The following is a 17,070-nucleotide window of genomic DNA, read 5'->3' as shown; positions in this document are numbered from 1 at the left end:
GCTCATAAGATGTGCACTCAGAAGGGGCGCGCAGCGACGCGGCGCCAATGTTTTTCGATTGCGCCGCTATCGATCACCAGCTGCAATTGCAGCCAGGTCTGCGAATCGGTGCTGCGTCCGTGGCCCCGCGCGGTCACGAGATAGGCCTGTGCGTTCGCGCGATTCGTCAATCGCCATTTTTCGATCAGGCATTGCGGCGCGCGAAACGACAGCGACATCGGCCATGATGCGAAGGGCGCGATCGCGCTGGATTCGAACGTCGCCTGCGATTTCCAGCCGACAGGCTCGCCGCTCGCACCCGGCAGACCCGAGACCGATCCGTTGATCAGATTGCGTGCGCATGAGGTCAACGCGGAGTCCGCAGCGTGCATCGCGAGCAGATGGTCATAGATCGCTGTCGCGTTTCGAGCGGCCGCGACTGTTTGTTCCAACCACGCGGCCGAAGTCGTCAGCATCATCGCGGCGATCAGCAGGACGACGGGTAGCGCAATGCCCTGATTGCGCGCGCGCCTGAACTGCGGCCTGCATGCCGGGCCCCTCATGTTGCACTTCCCTCGTTGTTGCGAATCGCGACGCGCCGCCAGAATGCGCGCCGAACTCGCATGTCCGGACTGATAGCCGACACCCCGTCGCAATCGACGTAGGCCGTGCGCGCGCTCTGCGGCGTGCCTCGAACGAGCACACAGAGATCGACGGCAACGATATTGGCCCATTGCGCCGGCGCCAGCGCCGCCGCATCCATCGCAGTCGATGCGCCCACGAGCCAATACCGCAAGCGCACCCGCTCGACGCCTTCGACGAGCGGCTGCGAAGAACTGGCTCCCGTGCCTTCGCAATACAGCTCGGGCTCCCCCGTCGAGCCGCTTGTCCTTGCGTAGAAGCGATTGACGATAGGCACGCCCGGCGCATCGGCATCCGTCTTCGTCACACCCTGGCCGAGACAGTCAGTCGCAAGACCCGCCGTGGACGGCCACGTCGAAACAGTGTCAGCGACGTAACGCACCGCGACCCCGTCCGAATGCGTGGCGAGCGTTTCGCAGGTCGGATTGTCGTCCGTGCCGATCGGCCTTCCGCCCGAGCAGCCGAATAGCGCGGGCCGCGCGGCGAACGTGCGGGGCATATCGGCCGAAACGAAAACCGCCATCTGCAACTGCTCGCCGATCAGCGTCAACGCGGTCATCGCCGCATCGTGGATCTGCGCGGCATCGGTCGCCTGTGCGAATGCGATTCGCTGCGATCGATACAGCGTCACCGAGCCCGCTGTCACGATCAGCCCAAGCGCCAGCGCTATCGTCATCTCGAGGAGCGTATGACCGTATGCATGGACAAAGCGTCGTTGCCAGCCTGATGACGCGCACGTGAAAGAGACGAGCGCCTTCATCGTAAGAACGCAATCGCGACACACTGCGTGCCGCGCGGCACGTTGGCTTCGCCGCACGATACTGGCGCATCGATGATGTCGTGCGGCATGCTTGCCTGCCAAGTCCATGTCGCTCGGGCGAAAGAAGAATCGCTGCCGCCGTCGATGCCGGCATCGGCCTTGGGCAACAAGCTCGACGCGCGAGTCTTCCATTGCCTGATCGCGGCCTCGTTGGTATTCGGCGCGCGCGCAGCCTCCGCGATTGCATCCGCGACGAGTGCGGCCTGCGCGCGATACGACATCGCACGCGCGTCGCGCGCAATAGCGAGCTGAACGGCGACCAGGCCAAGTACGGTCACGGCCGTCACAGCCACGGCCACCAGCACTTCGATCAACGTCTGGCCGCGCTGCGCAAAGACGGACGCGCGCATCATGCCGCCGCTCCGCAGCCACCGTCGACGATGCGCGCACGTCCGCCTGCCGCGATACGAACGCAGCGCCGCCAATCTTTGCCTTGCGTTGCCTTCGAATCGGCGCGCGGACCGATATCGAAACTGCGGAAGCTGCCGTTGACCTGACCTGCGGGCGGCGTGAACGTCAGGTTGGTAAGCGCGCCCACGATGCTCACCGATGCGAGATCGGGCTGCACGCGCAACGGAAAGAAACCGCTCGTGCGCTCGATCATCACGGCCCATCCGCACGACCAGTCGACGACGCCCGTCTTGCACGGTTACGTGGTAGCGAGACAGTGTCGCGCGGCATCGACGCGGCATACAGTCACCCGGGCGCCGCGGCGCAACGCTTCGCCGCGGGCGTAACTGAGCGTGGACAGCAACGCGCGTGCGCGTGCGTCGACCTGATCGCGCACATGCCATGCGACGAACGACGGCACCGTCAATGTCGCGAGGATAGCCAGCAACGCGATCACCACGAGCGTTTCGAACAGCGTGAACCCACGACACGTATGCCGCACACAAGCATTCCATTTCATCAGCATTCCTCTATTTCCGCCAAGAACGCGATGACTCTAACGGTGCGCATGAACGCCCGCAATCAGCCGGATGGCCAGGTGGCGGACGCACGAACCCCTGCACGAGAATGCCCGTGCATCAGATGAATTCGTGGAAGAACTTCAGGGGAAGAAAATGCCGATACGCCGGAAATCAGCGTTTGCGGGAAGGCTTCACGGGCGCAGCCGGAGCGTTCATCCGGCGAAACTCTTCGATGACGTCTTCGAATTCGGAGACGTCTTCGAAACGCCGGTACACGGAAGCGAAGCGCACGTACGCAATGGTGTCGAGCGCACGCAGCTCGGTCATGACGAGTTCGCCAAGACGTTCGCTGCGCACTTCGCGTTCGCCGCTGCCGAGCAGCTGATACTCGATGCGCGACGCGGCGGCGTCGACTGCGTCGGCAGCAACCGGACGCTTGCGCAGCGCCAGTTGCATGCTCGCGACGATCTTGCGGCGATCGAATTCCGTGCGGCTGCCGTCCTTCTTCACGACCGAGGGCAACGCCAGCTCGACCCGCTCGTACGTCGTGAAACGCTTGTCGCAGGCCGGGCAGCGCCGGCGGCGCCGGATCGCGGCGCCGTCTTCCGACACACGCGAGTCGACCACCTGCGTGTCGTCATGCCGGCAGAAGGGGCAGCGCATGGCAGCTTAACGGTAGACCGGGAAACGCTGCGTCAACTCGGCGACCTGCGCGCGCACGCGTTCGATCGTGGCCGTGTCTTCCGGGTTGTCGAGCACGTCGGCGATCAGGTTGCCGACCTGCTCGGCTTCCTTCGTGCCGAAGCCGCGCGTCGTCATTGCGGGCGAGCCCAGACGGACGCCGCTCGTCACGAACGGCTTTTCCGGATCATTCGGAATCGCGTTCTTGTTCACGGTGATGTGCGCCGCGCCGAGCGCCGCTTCCGCTGCCTTGCCCGTGATCTTCTTGGCACGCAGGTCCACCAGCATCACGTGGCTTTCCGTACGGCCCGAAACGATGCGCAGACCGCGCTTCACGAGCGTCTCAGCCAGCACGCGTGCATTGTCGACCACGCGCTGCTGGTATTCCTTGAATTCCGGCGCCAGCGCTTCCTTGAACGCGACAGCCTTGCCCGCGATCACGTGCATCAGCGGACCACCTTGGATGCCCGGGAAGATCGCCGAGTTGATCTGCTTCTCGAATTCGGCCTTCATCAGGATCACGCCGCCGCGCGGGCCGCGCAGGCTCTTGTGCGTCGTCGTGGTGACGAAGTCGGCGAACGGCACCGGGTTCGGGTAGACGCCCGCGGCGATCAGGCCCGCGTAGTGCGCCATGTCGACCATCAGATACGCGCCGACCGACTTCGCGATCTTCGACAGACGTTCGAAGTCGATGCGCAGCGCGAACGCCGATGCGCCCGCGACGATGATCTTCGGCTTGTGTTCCTGGGCCAGCTTTTCAGCCGCGTCATAGTCGATGTCTTCGGCTTCGTTCAGGCCGTAGCTGACCACGTTGAACCACTTGCCCGACATGTTGACGGGCGAGCCGTGCGTCAGATGGCCGCCGTGCGCGAGGCTCATGCCCATGATCGTGTCGCCCGGCTTGAGCATCGCGAAGAACACGCCCTGGTTGGCCTGCGAGCCCGAGTTCGGCTGGACGTTAGCGGCTTCGGCGCCGAACAGCTGCTTCACGCGGTCGATGGCGAGCTGCTCGACGACGTCGACGTATTCGCAACCGCCGTAGTAGCGCTTGCCCGGGTAGCCTTCGGCGTACTTGTTGGTGAGCTGCGAGCCCTGCGCGGCCATTACGGCCGGGCTCGTGTAGTTTTCCGACGCGATCAGTTCGATGTGCTCTTCCTGACGGCGGTTTTCGTCCTGGATGGCGTTCCAGATTTCCGGATCGACGTTGGCGATGGTGCTTTGGGCTCTGTCAAACATGCTGGTTCCGTTAAGTGTGTTCAGGTTGACCGGATCGTGCGCAGGTCGTGTGCCGGGAGCGTAGTGGGTACGCAGCACTGCTGGCCGCTGCTGATGGTGGGAGCCTTGACGTGGCGTATGAAGGAGGTGCCGCACACGCGAGTCAGGACAACCACCGGCAGCGCAAACGACGGCGCGCACGAAACATGGCTGCCCAGGCGAACGGCAAAACGGCACCCTGCGCTTCACGGTGGGACGCTCCACCTTGAACCCGTCACGCTTGACAGCATTGGGTTCTATCGCCAGTCACGCAGGGGTGAGCGCGTTAGTTTATTGGAACCGGGTCGAATAGGCAACCAGCCGGGCCAGCGCCCCGCGCATGCCGCGCGCAACCCCGCCGTACCGTTGCCGCGGCCGCCCGACGGCCTGCCCGAACGCGCCTTCGCGCGGCGGGGTCATTCTTGCCGCATCGTCCCATTGGAAGTAGGCTTGTGGCCTTTCTTCACCGACCAGGGAACAGCAATGATCGTGTTCGTCACCGGGGCGTCCGCAGGTTTCGGCGCCGCTATCGCCCGGGCTTTCGTCAAGGGCGGCCACCGCGTCGTCGCCACTGCGCGCCGCAAGGACCGTCTGCAGGCGCTCGCCGACGAACTCGGCGACAACCTGCTGCCGTTCGAGCTCGACGTGCGCGACCGCGCCGCCGTCGAAGCCGCACCCGCCGCACTGCCCGCCGACTTCGCCGCCGTCGACGTGCTCGTCAACAACGCCGGCCTCGCGCTCGGGCTGGAGCCTGCACAGCGCGCCGTGCTCGACGACTGGACCACGATGATCGAGACCAACTGCACGGGTCTCGTGCAGGTCACGCACGCGTTCCTGCCGGGCATGGTCGAACGCAATCGCGGTCACGTGTTCAATCTGGGCTCGGTCGCGGCCACCTGGCCGTATCCGGGCGGCAACGTGTATGGCGCGACCAAGGCGTTCGTGCGCCAGTTCAGCCTGAATCTGCGCGCGGACCTGCACGGCACGCCCATCCGCGTAACGGACATCGAGCCGGGACTGTGCGGCGGCACCGAATTTTCGAACGTGCGTTTCCGCGGCGACGACGAGAAGGCGGCCAACGTCTATCAGAACGTCCAGCCGCTCACGGCGGAAGACATCGCTGATTCGATCTACTGGATCGCGACGCGCCCCGCGCACGTCAACATCAATACGATCGAACTGATGCCCGTCGCACAGTCGTTCGCGGGTCTGAACATTCATCGCGGCTAGAGGCGGCGAAACCGCTGCGCCGGGCCGCTTGCCGCGGCGTCGACGCAGCGCCTGTCGCGCAGGTAAAACACATTCCGGCACATCGGTGCCCAAAAATGCGGCGCCCTTTTGCGTTCCGGTAAAATGCGCGCCATGAATATGTCTGACAGTCAGTCCGACGCGGAAATCGGCGGCTTTATGTGGCCGATTCGCGTGTATTACGAAGACACCGACGCCGGCGGCATCGTGTTTTACGCGAACTACCTGAAATTTTTCGAGCGCGCGCGCACCGAATGGCTGCGCGCGTGCGGCGTCGATCAACGCAAGCTCGCGGAAGAATCGGGAGCGCTATTCGTCGTGCGCAGCACTGCCCTCGACTATCTCGCGCCCGCCCGTCTCGACGACATGCTGCGCATCGTCAGCCGGATCGGGAAGCTCGGCCGCGCGTCGGTGGATTTCGCCCAGGAAGCCTGGCGCGGCGACACGCTGCTGGCGACCGGCACGATCCGCGTCGGTTGCGTCGATTCGAAATCGATGAAGCCGGCAGCCATTCCTCCGCCGGTTCACGTCGCGTTGCGGCGCGGACCGGACTCAACAGGCGCCAGCATGTCAACGGCGGCTTAATAAACGCCGTTATTGGCTGGACAGTGAACTCGTAACGGTCACAACAAGACCAAGCATGGTTCGGCGAAGGCCCCGCCGAAGCTTCCGGTTTGCCGACTGAATGCCAACCGAACGCTTCGACACACCTTGCAGCCGGACGCCCCACCCGGGACGTTACATCGAACCTCTATGAACACTACACAAGATCTTTCGATCATTTCCCTCGTTCTCAATGCGAGCCTGCTGGCGCAGGCAGTGATGGCGCTGCTGTTGCTGCTGTCGCTGATGTCGTGGACTTTCATCTTCCGCAAGTGGTTTGCGATTCGCCGCGCGCGGGCGCAGACTGAACGTTTCGAACGCGATTTCTGGTCGGGCGGCGACCTGCAGGCGCTGTATCAGAGCGCCGCGAACAACCGCCATACGATTGGCGCGCTCGAACGCATTTTCGAGTCGGGCATGCGTGAATTTCTGAAGGGCAAGGAAAAGCGGATCAACGATCCGGGCGCGATTCTCGACGGCGCACGCCGCGCGATGCGCGCCGCGTTCCAGCGCGAAATGGATGTGCTCGAGGCGAACCTCGCGTTCCTCGCTTCCGTCGGTTCGGTCAGCCCGTATATCGGTCTGTTCGGCACGGTGTGGGGGATCATGAATGCATTCCGCGGCCTCGCGAACGTCCAGCAGGCCACGCTCGCGAACGTCGCGCCCGGCATCGCCGAAGCGCTGACGGCAACGGCCATCGGTCTGTTCGCCGCCATCCCCGCCGTGGTTGCCTACAACCGCTACGCGCACGACATCGATCGCCTCGCGATCCGCTTCGAAACCTTCATCGAAGAGTTCTCGAACATCCTGCAGCGTCAGGCCCATTAAGGAGTCCACGATGGCCGGTTCAGTTCGTTCCAGCATGCGCGGCAGCCGCTCGCGCCGCGCGATGGCCGACATCAACGTCGTGCCGTACATCGACGTGATGCTCGTGCTGCTCGTGATTTTCATGGTGACGGCCCCGCTCGTGGCGCCGTCCATCGTGAATCTGCCGACAGTCGGCGGCGCCGCGCCGCAGCAGCAGACACCGCCCGTGGTCGTCAACATCAAGGCCGACGGCAACATGAACGTCAAGTACAAGGACGATGCAGGCGCGACGCAGCAGGAGACGATGACGCAGGCCGACCTGCGCAGCTTCGTCACCGACCGCGAAGCCTCGCATCCCGACCAGCCTGTCGTGATCGCCGCCGACAAGACGGTCAAATATGAAGTCGTGATGAACGTGATGTCCGACCTGAAGGCTCGCGGCGTCAAGCGCGTTGGATTGCTCGTCAAATCGCAATGATCCGCCGAGAGAAAAACGTCTACCCGCTTCAGCCGCCGCGCGAGCGCGGTACAGGCCGCGCCATTGCGCTCGCCGTGCTGATGCACGTGCTGCTCGGGTTCTTCCTGTATCACGGCATCCACTGGCAGAACAGCACGCCGGCTGGTGCCGAAGCCGAACTGTGGACCGAGGTGCCCGACACGTCGACGCCGCGGCCCGTTCCGCCGCCGCCCGCACCCGCGCCCGTCAAACCGGCGCCGCAGGTCAACGACGAACAAGCCGACATCGCGCTGCAAGAGAAAAAGCGCAAGCAGCAGCAGGAAGCGCAGCGTCAGGCCGAACTCGCCGAGCAGCAGCGCCAGCAAAAGCTGCAGGCCCAGCAGGAAGCCGAAGCAAAGCGCCAGCAGCAGCTCGCGGCCGACCAGGCTGCGGCAGCCGCCGCCGCGAAGCTCAAGCAGCAACAACAGCAACAGCAACAGCAGGCTGAAAAGCTCAAGCAGCAGCAACTCGCCCAGCAGAAGCAGGAGCAGTTGAAGAAGCAGCAGGAAGAGCAGCAGAAGAAGGAACAGGAAGCGAAGCAGGCGCAAGCGAAGCAGGCGCAAGCCGAAGCGCAGGCCAAGGCGGACGCGGCGAAGGCCGCGAAGGCCAAAGCTCAGGCTCAAGCGCAGGCCGAGGCCGCGAAGAAGCTCGACGCCGAACGTAACAAGCGTCTCGCCGCACTGCAGGGCATGGCGGGCGGCGAAGGCTCGACGGGCAACGGTCTTGCGAAGAGCGGCACGGGCACTGGTTCTGGCGGCACGGCAACGTCGCCGGGCTACGCGGATAAGGTCAAGCGCCGCGTGCAACCGAACATCGTCTGGTCGGGCGATACGTCGGGGCTCGAGACCGTCGTGTCCGTGCGTTGCTCGCCGACGGGCACCCTGCTGAGCGCGACGGTTACGCGCAGCAGCGGCAACGACGCGTGGGATGCCGCCGCTCTGCGCGCGGTCCAGCGTTCAGACCCGATGCCGCAGGACGTCAACGGCAAGACGCCTGAAAGCTTCAAGATCACGCTGCGTCCAGCCGCCTGACACGTCGTTTCCGCTTCGCACGGTCCTGCGTGCGAAGCGGGAACGATTTCTGCTCAAGCCGGTCTGTTTGCAGTTGTGGAGTGTTAGAAATTCGTTTTTTGGGGAATCTATAAACAATGAGTTTGATGACCAAGCTAGGCCTGCGAGCGCTCGTAGCGTCGTGTCTGATCGCCGCGGGCGGTGCCGCCCATGCACAACTCAACGTGCTCGTGACGGGCGTCGGTTCGACCCAGTTCCCGATTGCCACGGCAAATTTTGCCAACGAGGCAAATTCTCCCCAGCAGATCAGCACGATCGTCCGCCAGGATCTTCAGCGCAGCGGTAAATTCACCAACATCGACGCCGGCAGCGCGCCCGTTTCGGAAGGCGATTCCGTCGATCTGGGCGCATGGAAGGCGAAAGGCGCCAACGCGTTCGTCGCCGGCAGCGTCACGAAGCTGCCGAACGGCCAGTATCAGGTGCGCTTCAAGCTGTACGACACCGTCAACCAGCAAAGCCTCGGCGGCCTCGAACTGGTCAGCCCGGAAAGCGGCCTGCGCATGAGCGCGCACAAGGTGGCCGACTACATCTACGCGAAGCTGATGGGCGGCCGCGGCGTGTTCGCGACGCGTCTGTCATACGTAATCAAGACGGGCAACCGCTATCAGCTGCAGATTTCGGATTCCGACGGCCAGGACGCGCACATCGCCCTCTCCAGCCCCGAACCGATCATCTCGCCGGCGTGGTCGCCGGACGGCACGAAGGTCGCGTACGTTTCGTTCGAAAAGAAGAAGCCGATCGTCTACATCCACGATCTGCCGACGGGCCGCCGCGTCGTCGTGTCCGACCAGAAGGGCAACAACAGCGCGCCCGCATGGTCGCCTGACGGCCGCACGCTCGCTGTCGCGCTGTCGCGCACGGGCAACACGCAGATTTTCGCCGTCAACGCCGACGGCAGCGGCCTGCGCCGCCTGACGCAAGGCAGCTCGATCGACACCGAGCCGTCGTACTCGCCGGACGGCCAGTCGATCTACTTCACGAGCGACCGCGGCGGCCAGCCGCAGGTCTACAAGATGTCCGCCAACGGCGAGGCATCGGGCGGCGCGCAACGCGTGACGTTCACGGGCAACTACAATACGAGTCCGCGCGTGAGCCCGGACGGCAAGCAGCTCGCATACATCTCGCGTACGGGCGGGGGCTTCAAGCTGTATATCCAGGATCTGCAGTCGGGCGTCGCGACGGCGCTCACCGATACAACACATGACGAATCGCCGAGCTTCGCGGCGAATGGTCAGTACATTCTTTACGCCACTCAGGTGAACGGCCGTGGCGTGTTGGCCGCAGTATCGACCGACGGTCGGACGCGGCAGGTCCTGTCCGTTCAGGGGGCAGCGTACGCGAGCCTTCCTGGGGCCCGTTTATGCAATAACACACAAGGAGAGTGAAGCATGATGTCCAAACTTCGTATCGCGTTTGCCGTGGCAATGGTCGGCACGCTGGCTGCATGCCATTCGGGCGTGAAGCTCGACGAAAACGCCGGCAAGGGTGGCGCAACGGGTGCGCAACCGAACCCGAACGATGTCGCCACGGTTAACGTCGATCCGTTGAACGATCCGAACAGCCCGCTGGCAAAGCGCAGCATCTATTTCGACTTCGACAGCTATTCGGTCAAGGACGATTACCAGCCGCTTCTGCAACAACACGCTCAGTACCTGAAGAGCCACCCGCAACGTCACGTCCTGATCCAGGGCAACACCGACGAGCGCGGCACGAGCGAGTACAACCTGGCACTCGGCCAGAAGCGTGCCGAAGCCGTCCGCCGTTCGATGTCGCTGCTGGGCGTGCCCGATTCGGAAATGGAAGCCGTGAGCCTCGGCAAGGAAAAGCCGCAGGCAACGGGTCATGATGAAGCGTCCTGGGCGCAAAACCGCCGCGCGGACCTCGTCTATCAACAGTAATAGGTGACAAGCCGTATGACGCACCGTTTCTTCTGGCTGCGCATGGCCGCAGCCGCCTGCGTCGCGGGGACGGCCGTGATGGCCCTGCCCGCTCACGCCGGCATGTTCGACGACGATCAGGCTCGCCAGGCGATCCTCGATCTGCGCACCAAGACTGATAGTCTGTCGAGCCAGCTGTCGGCGGCTCAACGCACGATCCTCGACCAGCAGAACCGTCTCGACCAGCTGAACCAGCAGGTCGCAACGCTGCGCGGTCAGAACGAGGACCTCACCAATCAGGTCGCGACGTTGCAAAAGCAGCAGAAGGACTACTACACCGACCTCGACGGTCGTCTGAAGAAGTTCGAGCCGCGGCAACAGACGGTCGATGGCGTCGACGGCACCGTGCAGCCAGGCGAAACGGAGGCGTTCAACGCGGCTTCGCAGCAGTTCCGCAGCGGGGACTTCAAGAACGCGGCGGCGTCGTTCCGCAGCTTCATCGCGAAGTACCCGCAAAGCCCGTATCAGCCTACTGCGCAATACTGGCTCGGCAACGCGCTGTATGCGCTGCGCGACTACAAGGGCTCGACGTCGGTATGGCAAGGCGTCGTGCAGAAGTATCCGCAGCATCCGCGCGCGCCGGAGGCGCTGCTGGCCATCGCGAACAACCAGCTCGAACAGGGCCAGAAGGCGGCCGCCAAGAAGACGCTCGAACAGATCGTCGCGCAGTACGGCGGCTCGGATGTCGCGCAGTCGGCACAAAGCAAGCTTTCGCAGATCAAATGATTCGTGGCGCCCGCTTCGTGCAGGTGCCCGTTTGTTGTGATGCAGTAAAACGCGCAGTGTCGACGCTTCAAGAACCGATACGCGCGCCTCTCGCCGGAAAGCCCGGAACTTCACCGTTCCGGGCTTTTCTTTTTGGGGGAGCGCACGCGCTGATTGCTGGCCGGTTTATTGACAGCCAGGTGGATTGCCGATATAATTTCGCTTCTCTTTTGGGTCGTTAGCTCAGCTGGTAGAGCAGCGGACTTTTAATCCGTTGGTCACAGGTTCGAATCCCGTACGGCCTACCAAAAGATTCGAAGGGCCCGGCGCAAGCCGGGCCCTTTTCATTTTGTGCCGCGTTTTTCACACGCATTCCACGCACCGACTGTTCACCGTCGCTCCCGCAAAGCGCCATCGCGGTTTGCGAAAACATTACCCATGCGCATTCATTTCATTAACGCGACGCCAGAATTACTGGCTGTGTTCAATTGAAAAAACCCCGGGCGGTGTTTTTAAAAAACACGATTAAATTGCAGTGAGATTCTCAAATAATGCGCTTTGGGCGCAAATGTCGCATGACGGCCAACATAATAGCGAACACGGCGAATAGTTTGTCAAACCATTACCTGGCGTGCACCAGGCGGAGGCATCGGATGAAGCTTCACGCATTCCGCCAGCCATATCCCATTCGCCTTTCAGAAAAAATAGTATTTTCCCGACAATAAACCCTTCGCCGTAGTCAATTTCTGCCAATAAAACGACGTAAGGGAATTGTCTACTGCATAATTCAAGCGACCTTCAATCAACAGCGTTTCTCCAACCTGAAAAGGGTCGAGCCGGTGACCGACAAACTGCTTACCGAGTGGAGTACTGCGTCGCTGGGCAAAAGCACGACGGTCGATAACAAGCGGACCGTTTTCTACGTGCAGCCGTTGATCGCCCATTACCGGATGGAGGTCATCGAGTCACTGAACCGGCTCTTTGCCGTCAAGCTCTTCGCCAGTTCCGCGGGTATCGAATCGAATGGATTTTCGCGCGAGAAACCCGCGTGCGCGGAATTCGTCGAGACCCAGATCAGCCAGGTGTTTTCGCCGGGCATCAACATGCAGCGGGAAGTGGTCGGGCGCATCCTGCGCGAGCGCCCTGCTGCCGTGCTGATGTTCGCCGATATCCGCTATCTGTCGCTCTGGCTCGCGCTGATGGCCGGCCGCGCGATGCGTATTCCCGTCCTGATTCACGGACAGGGCCTCTGCCGGCACGAAGAAGACGTCGGCCTGATCCGCGGGCTGTGCTATCGGGTCGCCGTCGCGCTGTCGACGCAGTACATCTGCTACACCGACGCATCCAGGCGCTCGCTGGAACGCGTCGGTTGTCCTTCCGGGAAACTGATCGTGGCCGATAACTCGCTGACCGTCGAACATACCGTCGATCCCGCCGATAAAACCGGCAAGGAAACGGGCATCCTGTTCCTTGGACGGCTGCGCGACGACTCGAACGTCGATGCGCTGATCGAAGCCGTCGGCCGACTGCGCAGCGAGGATCGTCAGGTCACGTTGCATCTGGTCGGGGGTGGCAAGCACGGCGCGCAGCTCAAGCGGCTCTACGGCGATTGCGACTACGTCGTCTGGTACGGTCCCGTGTTCGACGAAAGCCGCATCGCGGCGATCAGCCGGCAGTGCCGCATCGGCTGCTATCCGGGCGCAGCGGGCCTGAGCGTCGTGCATATGTTCGGACTGAGCCTGCCGCCCCTCGTGCCCGACGAAATGCGGCGGCACATGGGCCCCGAGCCAGGCTATGTCGAGGACGGCAGCACGGGCTTTTTCTATCCGCGCGAAGGCGGCGTCGACGCGCTCGCGGACACGCTGCGCCGCGTCTGGACGGTGCCGCCCGACACGATGCGCGCAGCGGCCGCCGCGGCCCATTCGAAGTATCAGCAGCTGAATTCGCCGACGCTCGGCAGAAAGCTGGCGGAGATCGTGCGGGCGTCGCTGAAGGCCTGACGGGCGCGTCTCACCTGAAGTGTCACCTCAAGTGTCACCGCTTGCGCCGCTTCATCGCGCGCAACGCGTTCAAGCCCGCGCGCCGATCACCTGCTGCGCCACGGCCAGATAGCGCTGCGCCGTATCCTGCAGCGTCAAACCCGCAAGCGACCTCGGCACCTTCGGCTGCGCAAGCGCGTGGAGCAGCGCCGCGGCATACGCGGACGTATCGTCGGTATCGACGAGCTGCACGCCGGGCAGCGCCTTCGCGAACTGGAACGGCGTAATCGTGCTCGCGACGACGGGAATCCCCGAGGCCAGCGCCTCCAGAAACGCGATGCTGTGCCCTTCCGAGCGCGACGGCATCGCGAACACGTTCGATGCGCGCAGCACGCCGCTCACGTCCGAATGCGGACCATCGACGCTCACGCGATCTTCGAGACCGAGCTTCTTCACCAGATCTTCGATGGCCGCAAGGTAGGCCGGATCTTCGACCACGCCGTACAGCTGCAGGCGCACCTCCTGCACCTGCGCCGCGACTTCGCGAAACGCGTGCACCGTCTGCAACTGGTTCTTCACCGACGTATAGCGGCCGATCTGCACGATCTGCGGCGGCGCATCGCCGGAGCGCGGATGGTCGTCGAATGTGAAACGCGACGTGTCGACGCCATTCGGAATCAACGTCACGAGGGGATGCGAGCCGACGCAGTCGTTGTAGTCGCGCACGTTCGCGGGCGACACGCCGATCACCGCGCGCGCCCGCGACGACAGCAGGCGCTCGACATTGCGAAACAGCTTGCGCTCGAAATCGTTGACGGCGGAATGCATCACGTAGATCACGGGCACACTGGTCGGCAACGCGCGCGCATAGAACGCAGGAATCGTCGCGTGCGCGAACAGCACGTCGGGCCTGAAGCGCCGCAGCACCCCGGCCAGATGAATCAGCTTGCCGGGCAGATTGGAACGCTTCACGGGAAACACGCATTCGACGCCGTGGTTTTCCAGCTCGCGCGTAAGCGCCGCGAAGTCGGGGCGCTCGGGCAGCAGCGCCGTCACGCCGACCACGCTGCCTTCGCGCTGCTGATGGATCGCGAGATCCTTCGCCAGCACTTCCGCACCCGACAGACGCGGCTCCAGCACGAGATGAAGTATCCGCATCACATGACCCTCGCGGTCCGGTACGTCATCCATGCAGCCGCCGAACTGAGACCGACCGTCATCGCCCACGCGATGCCCGTCACGCCCCAGTAATGCGTCGCGGGCGGCACGCAGGCGAGCAGCACGAGCACCTGGATGACGGAAGCCTGCGTGGTCGCCTTCGCGTCGCCGACAGCCCGCAGATACGACACCAGCACCGCGATCAGCGCGCCGATCGCCATGTTGATCACGAAGATCTTGAAGAGCGGCACGGCGGGCAGCCAGGCCGGTCCGAGAACCAGCGCGAACAGCGGCTGCGCCGCCAGCCGCAGCACGATCACGACGACCACCAGCCCGAGCGCGATCACGCCGATATAGCGCTTGAAGAGCCGCGCGGCCGCATGAGGATCGGCGCGATGACGCGCGGCAAAGGTTGGAAACAGATACTGCGACATCGCGATCGCGGCATCGGCGAGCAGCATCTGCGCGAGCCGCGACGACATCTGGTACGCACCGAGTTGCGCGGGCCCAAGCAGCTTGCCGACCACGACCTTGTCGAACTGGTTGAGGACCAGATTGACGACGCTGCCCGCCCAGATCCAGCGGCTGAAACCGATGTAATGACCGATGCCCGACCAGCGCAAGCGGATGGGCGGACGCGGGTTCATCGTGATCCATGTGAGCGCCGTCTTCAGCGATTCGCCGACGATCATCCCGATCAGCACCGAATAGGCGCCCGCGCCCGCCAGCGCCAGCGCGAGCCCGCAACAGCAGTCGAGGAACGCCGCCGATATCTCGACGAGCGCGACATGCTGGAAGCGCCGCTCGCGCTGCACGACGTAATAGGCGGGTGACGCGATGCCGCGCAGCAGCGGCAACAGCGCCGCAAGCTGCAACAGCAGCAACGCGCCGCCCAGATGGAACTGGCTGTTCATCAACGGCGCAATCGCGACGAGCGCGGCGCCGATCATCAGGCCGCGTGTGGCGAGCGTGGTCCAGACGGCGCCCAGTTCGTCACGCGTCGGCGACGCCTGCCCCTGGATCACCGCCTGCGACAAGCCCGTGTCCGACAGAGACTCTGCAATCGCGACAGCGAGCAGCGCGACGCTCACGCTGCCGATCGCCTCCGGCCCGAGAATGCGGCCGATCGCAAGGAACTTGATGGCCACGAGCCCGCGCATCAACACCTGCTGCAACAGCACCCATGTCGCTGCACTCGAACCCAGGCCTGCCCTGAACGAGAACGCCGGTAGCCTCATCGTCCGCAATCTTCTTCTCCTGTCTCATACAAGGCTGTCGATCGGAGCGGGCGCTCGAACGCTGCTCCCGTGGCAGACACAGCCCATCCGCCGGCTCATGCACACCGTCCCTCAAGTTACCCCGCCGCATCCGCACACGGACGCCATCAGTCAGTCAGATTCGGCAACGGCACCGTGGCGGCTGTCTGTTGTCGCCAAAGAAATGGCGAAATTGTCGGCTCGCGCCGAAGGCCAGATGCTAAGGTGGACGCAAGGCTGCTCCCTACGATCGCTATGGAACGTGCAACCCATCTTGTGCCCGTCGAAGTACCCATCGCCGATGCCGCGAGGCTCGGCTACGTCGTCATCATCGAGCCGAATTTCACCGGGCATCGGTGGCGTTATGTCGAATGGATCGCGCAGACCTGCATCGAAGCGGGCTATCCGTGTCTCGTCGTGACCGAGAACTCGAACGAGGACCATCGGCTCGCGCGCGAAATCATGGCCGCGCGGCGCGAGGATCTGCAAATTGCCTTCGTCGATACGGAAAGCGAGCGTCAAAGCCGCGGACTCAAGCGCATCAGCTACGCGCGCTTTCACGCCTACTTCAAGCTCGCCTACGACTCCGTCAAACACGCCGAACGCGTGCGCCTCGTCGTCGTACCGTATGTCGATTACTTCTTTCATGCGCTGCCGCTGCTCGGCACGCCGTTTGGGCGCGCGCCGTGGATCGCGATCACGATGCGCGCCACCTTCCATCATCGCAAGGTCGGCGTGCGCACGCCGGGGCGGCCGCTCGTCAATACGCTGAAGGCGCTGCTGTTCCGCCGCGCCGTGCATACGAAAGGACTGCGCACGCTGCTGTCGATCGATCCGACGCTGCCCGACTGGATCGGCCGCGCGAAGCCGAAGCACGGAGCCTCTGTCCAATACGTCGCCGATCCGTTTCCCGATGCGAAGACCGAAGATCCCTTCGTCGCGCGCGAGCGTCTCGATCTCGATCCTGCGGGCCGCTACCTGCTCGTCTACGGCTCGATCAGCGAGCGCAAGGGCATCTGCGAGCTGGCCGAAGCGCTCGCGGGAATGCAGGACGCGCCGACGCTGCTGCTCGCGGGCGAACAGGATCCCGAGATCCGCGGCTTCATGCGCGCCTTCATTCCGATTCTCAAGCCCGCGCCCGTGATACTCGACCGCTTCATTTCGAACGAGATGGAGCGCGACCTGTTCTCCGCGTGCGATGTCGTCTGGCTCGGCTACAAGGGCCACTATGGGATGAGCGGAGTGCTGGTGCAGGCGTACCGCTTCGACAAGCCCGTCGTCGCCACGAGCGACGGGCTGATCGGCTGGTTCTGCCGTGGCGGCCAGCTCGGTCCGTGTCTCGACGATCTGTCGGCGGCGTCGATCACGCGTGCGATCGAAGAAGTCGCCGGACAATGGCGGCGCGGTGAAACGCATCAGCGTCCGCTCGATCATCTGCTCGCGCGCAACACGCTCGGTCAATTCAAGGAAACGCTCCGCCAGGCAATCACGGCTGCAATCGAAACGCGCGTCTGATGTCTGTCG

The 17,070-nt window shown here is 63.7% G+C and carries 16 protein-coding genes, 1 tRNA gene, 2 pseudogenes and 1 riboswitch; of the genes and pseudogenes, 11 read left to right on the top strand and 8 right to left on the bottom strand.

The genetic code is table 11. The annotated features are described in order from the left end of the window. Positions 1-17: 17 nt before the first annotated feature. From FRZ40_RS14815 to glyA, 6 genes and pseudogenes are all read right to left on the bottom strand, one after another. On the bottom strand, positions 18-542 hold the full coding sequence (locus FRZ40_RS14815) for a pilus assembly PilX family protein (protein ID WP_147234511.1): 525 nt from the start codon (positions 540-542) through the stop codon (positions 18-20). Beyond that, the gene (locus FRZ40_RS14810) at positions 539-1,297 is read right to left on the bottom strand and encodes a PilW family protein (protein WP_240057152.1); all 759 of its coding nucleotides are present in this window, start codon (positions 1,295-1,297) and stop codon (positions 539-541) included. The genes FRZ40_RS14815 and FRZ40_RS14810 overlap by 4 nt, the downstream gene beginning before the upstream one ends. Before the next feature lie 80 nt (positions 1,298-1,377). Continuing rightward, positions 1,378-1,794: a prepilin-type N-terminal cleavage/methylation domain-containing protein gene (locus tag FRZ40_RS14805; protein ID WP_147234509.1), complete on the bottom strand. Its 417-nt coding sequence runs from the start codon at positions 1,792-1,794 to the stop codon at positions 1,378-1,380. Next, positions 1,791-2,351 (bottom strand): annotated as a pseudogene (locus tag FRZ40_RS14800) (GspH/FimT family pseudopilin). The gene FRZ40_RS14805 and the pseudogene FRZ40_RS14800 overlap by 4 nt, the downstream one beginning before the upstream one ends. Before the next feature lie 172 nt (positions 2,352-2,523). After that, positions 2,524-3,015 (bottom strand): transcriptional regulator NrdR, encoded by a 492-nt coding sequence (nrdR, locus tag FRZ40_RS14795; protein WP_147234508.1) that lies wholly within the window; start codon positions 3,013-3,015, stop codon positions 2,524-2,526. 6 nt (positions 3,016-3,021) lie between these two features. Then, positions 3,022-4,269 carry a serine hydroxymethyltransferase gene (gene glyA, locus FRZ40_RS14790; protein WP_147234507.1) on the bottom strand — a complete coding sequence of 416 codons (1,248 nt, stop codon included), beginning with the start codon at positions 4,267-4,269 and terminating at the stop codon, positions 3,022-3,024. Between the two features lie 184 nt (positions 4,270-4,453). Continuing rightward, positions 4,454-4,568, bottom strand: a riboswitch (ZMP/ZTP riboswitch). Positions 4,569-4,770: 202 nt separating this feature from the next. On the opposite strand from glyA, the gene ydfG reads away from it, so the two are divergent. From ydfG to FRZ40_RS14735, 10 genes and pseudogenes are all read left to right on the top strand, one after another. Beyond that, positions 4,771-5,517 carry a bifunctional NADP-dependent 3-hydroxy acid dehydrogenase/3-hydroxypropionate dehydrogenase YdfG gene (gene ydfG / locus FRZ40_RS14780; RefSeq protein WP_028371953.1) on the top strand — a complete coding sequence of 249 codons (747 nt, stop codon included), beginning with the start codon at positions 4,771-4,773 and terminating at the stop codon, positions 5,515-5,517. Between the two features lie 123 nt (positions 5,518-5,640). Then, positions 5,641-6,120 carry a tol-pal system-associated acyl-CoA thioesterase gene (ybgC, locus tag FRZ40_RS14775; RefSeq protein ID WP_028371952.1) on the top strand — a complete coding sequence of 160 codons (480 nt, stop codon included), beginning with the start codon at positions 5,641-5,643 and terminating at the stop codon, positions 6,118-6,120. A 168-nt stretch (positions 6,121-6,288) separates the two neighbouring features. Continuing rightward, positions 6,289-6,966, top strand: a complete 678-nt coding sequence (tolQ, locus tag FRZ40_RS14770; protein ID WP_012401829.1) for a protein TolQ — start codon at positions 6,289-6,291, stop codon at positions 6,964-6,966. 10 nt (positions 6,967-6,976) lie between these two features. Next, positions 6,977-7,423 carry a protein TolR gene (gene tolR / locus FRZ40_RS14765; protein ID WP_028371951.1) on the top strand — a complete coding sequence of 149 codons (447 nt, stop codon included), beginning with the start codon at positions 6,977-6,979 and terminating at the stop codon, positions 7,421-7,423. Beyond that, positions 7,420-8,472 carry a cell envelope integrity protein TolA gene (gene tolA, locus FRZ40_RS14760; RefSeq protein WP_147234506.1) on the top strand — a complete coding sequence of 351 codons (1,053 nt, stop codon included), beginning with the start codon at positions 7,420-7,422 and terminating at the stop codon, positions 8,470-8,472. The genes tolR and tolA overlap by 4 nt, the downstream gene beginning before the upstream one ends. A 116-nt stretch (positions 8,473-8,588) precedes the next feature. After that, positions 8,589-9,880 (top strand): annotated as a pseudogene (tolB, locus tag FRZ40_RS14755) (Tol-Pal system beta propeller repeat protein TolB). A gap of 19 nt (positions 9,881-9,899) precedes the next feature. After that, positions 9,900-10,409 (top strand): peptidoglycan-associated lipoprotein Pal, encoded by a 510-nt coding sequence (gene pal, locus FRZ40_RS14750; RefSeq protein ID WP_028371948.1) that lies wholly within the window; start codon positions 9,900-9,902, stop codon positions 10,407-10,409. A gap of 15 nt (positions 10,410-10,424) precedes the next feature. Further along, on the top strand, positions 10,425-11,174 hold the full coding sequence (ybgF, locus tag FRZ40_RS14745) for a tol-pal system protein YbgF (protein ID WP_147234505.1): 750 nt from the start codon (positions 10,425-10,427) through the stop codon (positions 11,172-11,174). A gap of 211 nt (positions 11,175-11,385) precedes the next feature. Further along, a tRNA-Lys gene (locus FRZ40_RS14740) sits at positions 11,386-11,461 on the top strand. A gap of 531 nt (positions 11,462-11,992) precedes the next feature. Beyond that, positions 11,993-13,153, top strand: coding sequence for a glycosyltransferase (locus FRZ40_RS14735; protein ID WP_147234504.1), 1,161 nt, complete (start codon positions 11,993-11,995; stop codon positions 13,151-13,153). Positions 13,154-13,222: 69 nt separating this feature from the next. Here FRZ40_RS14735 and FRZ40_RS14730 read toward each other — a convergent pair whose 3' ends face one another. Beyond that, a complete protein-coding gene (locus FRZ40_RS14730) occupies positions 13,223-14,290 on the bottom strand; it encodes a glycosyltransferase (protein WP_028371945.1) in 1,068 nt (355 codons plus the stop codon). Beyond that, positions 14,290-15,537, bottom strand: coding sequence for an oligosaccharide flippase family protein (locus FRZ40_RS14725; RefSeq protein WP_147234503.1), 1,248 nt, complete (start codon positions 15,535-15,537; stop codon positions 14,290-14,292). The genes FRZ40_RS14730 and FRZ40_RS14725 overlap by 1 nt, the downstream gene beginning before the upstream one ends. Positions 15,538-15,801: 264 nt before the next feature. Here FRZ40_RS14725 and FRZ40_RS14720 point away from each other — a divergent pair, with 264 nt between their 5' ends. Beyond that, positions 15,802-17,061: a glycosyltransferase gene (locus FRZ40_RS14720; protein ID WP_147234502.1), complete on the top strand. Its 1,260-nt coding sequence runs from the start codon at positions 15,802-15,804 to the stop codon at positions 17,059-17,061. Positions 17,062-17,070 lie beyond the last annotated feature (9 nt).

The sequence above is a fragment of the Paraburkholderia azotifigens genome (assembly GCF_007995085.1).
GTDB classification, from domain to species: domain Bacteria; phylum Pseudomonadota; class Gammaproteobacteria; order Burkholderiales; family Burkholderiaceae; genus Paraburkholderia; species Paraburkholderia azotifigens.
Note: the sequence above shows the minus strand (reverse complement) of the source record. Positions and strands in the feature narration are given on the sequence as shown.

Bases quoted from the DNA above. Each gene is read 5' to 3' on its own strand.
- FRZ40_RS14815 (WP_147234511.1), bottom strand. From the start codon at position 542: ATGAGGGGCCCGGCATGCAGGCCGCAGTTCAGGCGCGCGCGCAATCAG.
- FRZ40_RS14810 (WP_240057152.1), bottom strand. From the start codon at position 1,297: ATGACGATAGCGCTGGCGCTTGGGCTGATCGTGACAGCGGGCTCGGTG.
- FRZ40_RS14805 (WP_147234509.1), bottom strand. From the start codon at position 1,794: ATGATGCGCGCGTCCGTCTTTGCGCAGCGCGGCCAGACGTTGATCGAA.
- nrdR (WP_147234508.1), bottom strand. From the start codon at position 3,015: ATGCGCTGCCCCTTCTGCCGGCATGACGACACGCAGGTGGTCGACTCG.
- glyA (WP_147234507.1), bottom strand. From the start codon at position 4,269: ATGTTTGACAGAGCCCAAAGCACCATCGCCAACGTCGATCCGGAAATC.
- ydfG (WP_028371953.1), top strand. From the start codon at position 4,771: ATGATCGTGTTCGTCACCGGGGCGTCCGCAGGTTTCGGCGCCGCTATC.
- ybgC (WP_028371952.1), top strand. From the start codon at position 5,641: ATGCGCGCCATGAATATGTCTGACAGTCAGTCCGACGCGGAAATCGGC.
- tolQ (WP_012401829.1), top strand. From the start codon at position 6,289: ATGAACACTACACAAGATCTTTCGATCATTTCCCTCGTTCTCAATGCG.
- tolR (WP_028371951.1), top strand. From the start codon at position 6,977: ATGGCCGGTTCAGTTCGTTCCAGCATGCGCGGCAGCCGCTCGCGCCGC.
- tolA (WP_147234506.1), top strand. From the start codon at position 7,420: ATGATCCGCCGAGAGAAAAACGTCTACCCGCTTCAGCCGCCGCGCGAG.
- pal (WP_028371948.1), top strand. From the start codon at position 9,900: ATGATGTCCAAACTTCGTATCGCGTTTGCCGTGGCAATGGTCGGCACG.
- ybgF (WP_147234505.1), top strand. From the start codon at position 10,425: ATGACGCACCGTTTCTTCTGGCTGCGCATGGCCGCAGCCGCCTGCGTC.
- FRZ40_RS14730 (WP_028371945.1), bottom strand. From the start codon at position 14,290: ATGCGGATACTTCATCTCGTGCTGGAGCCGCGTCTGTCGGGTGCGGAA.
- FRZ40_RS14720 (WP_147234502.1), top strand. From the start codon at position 15,802: ATGGAACGTGCAACCCATCTTGTGCCCGTCGAAGTACCCATCGCCGAT.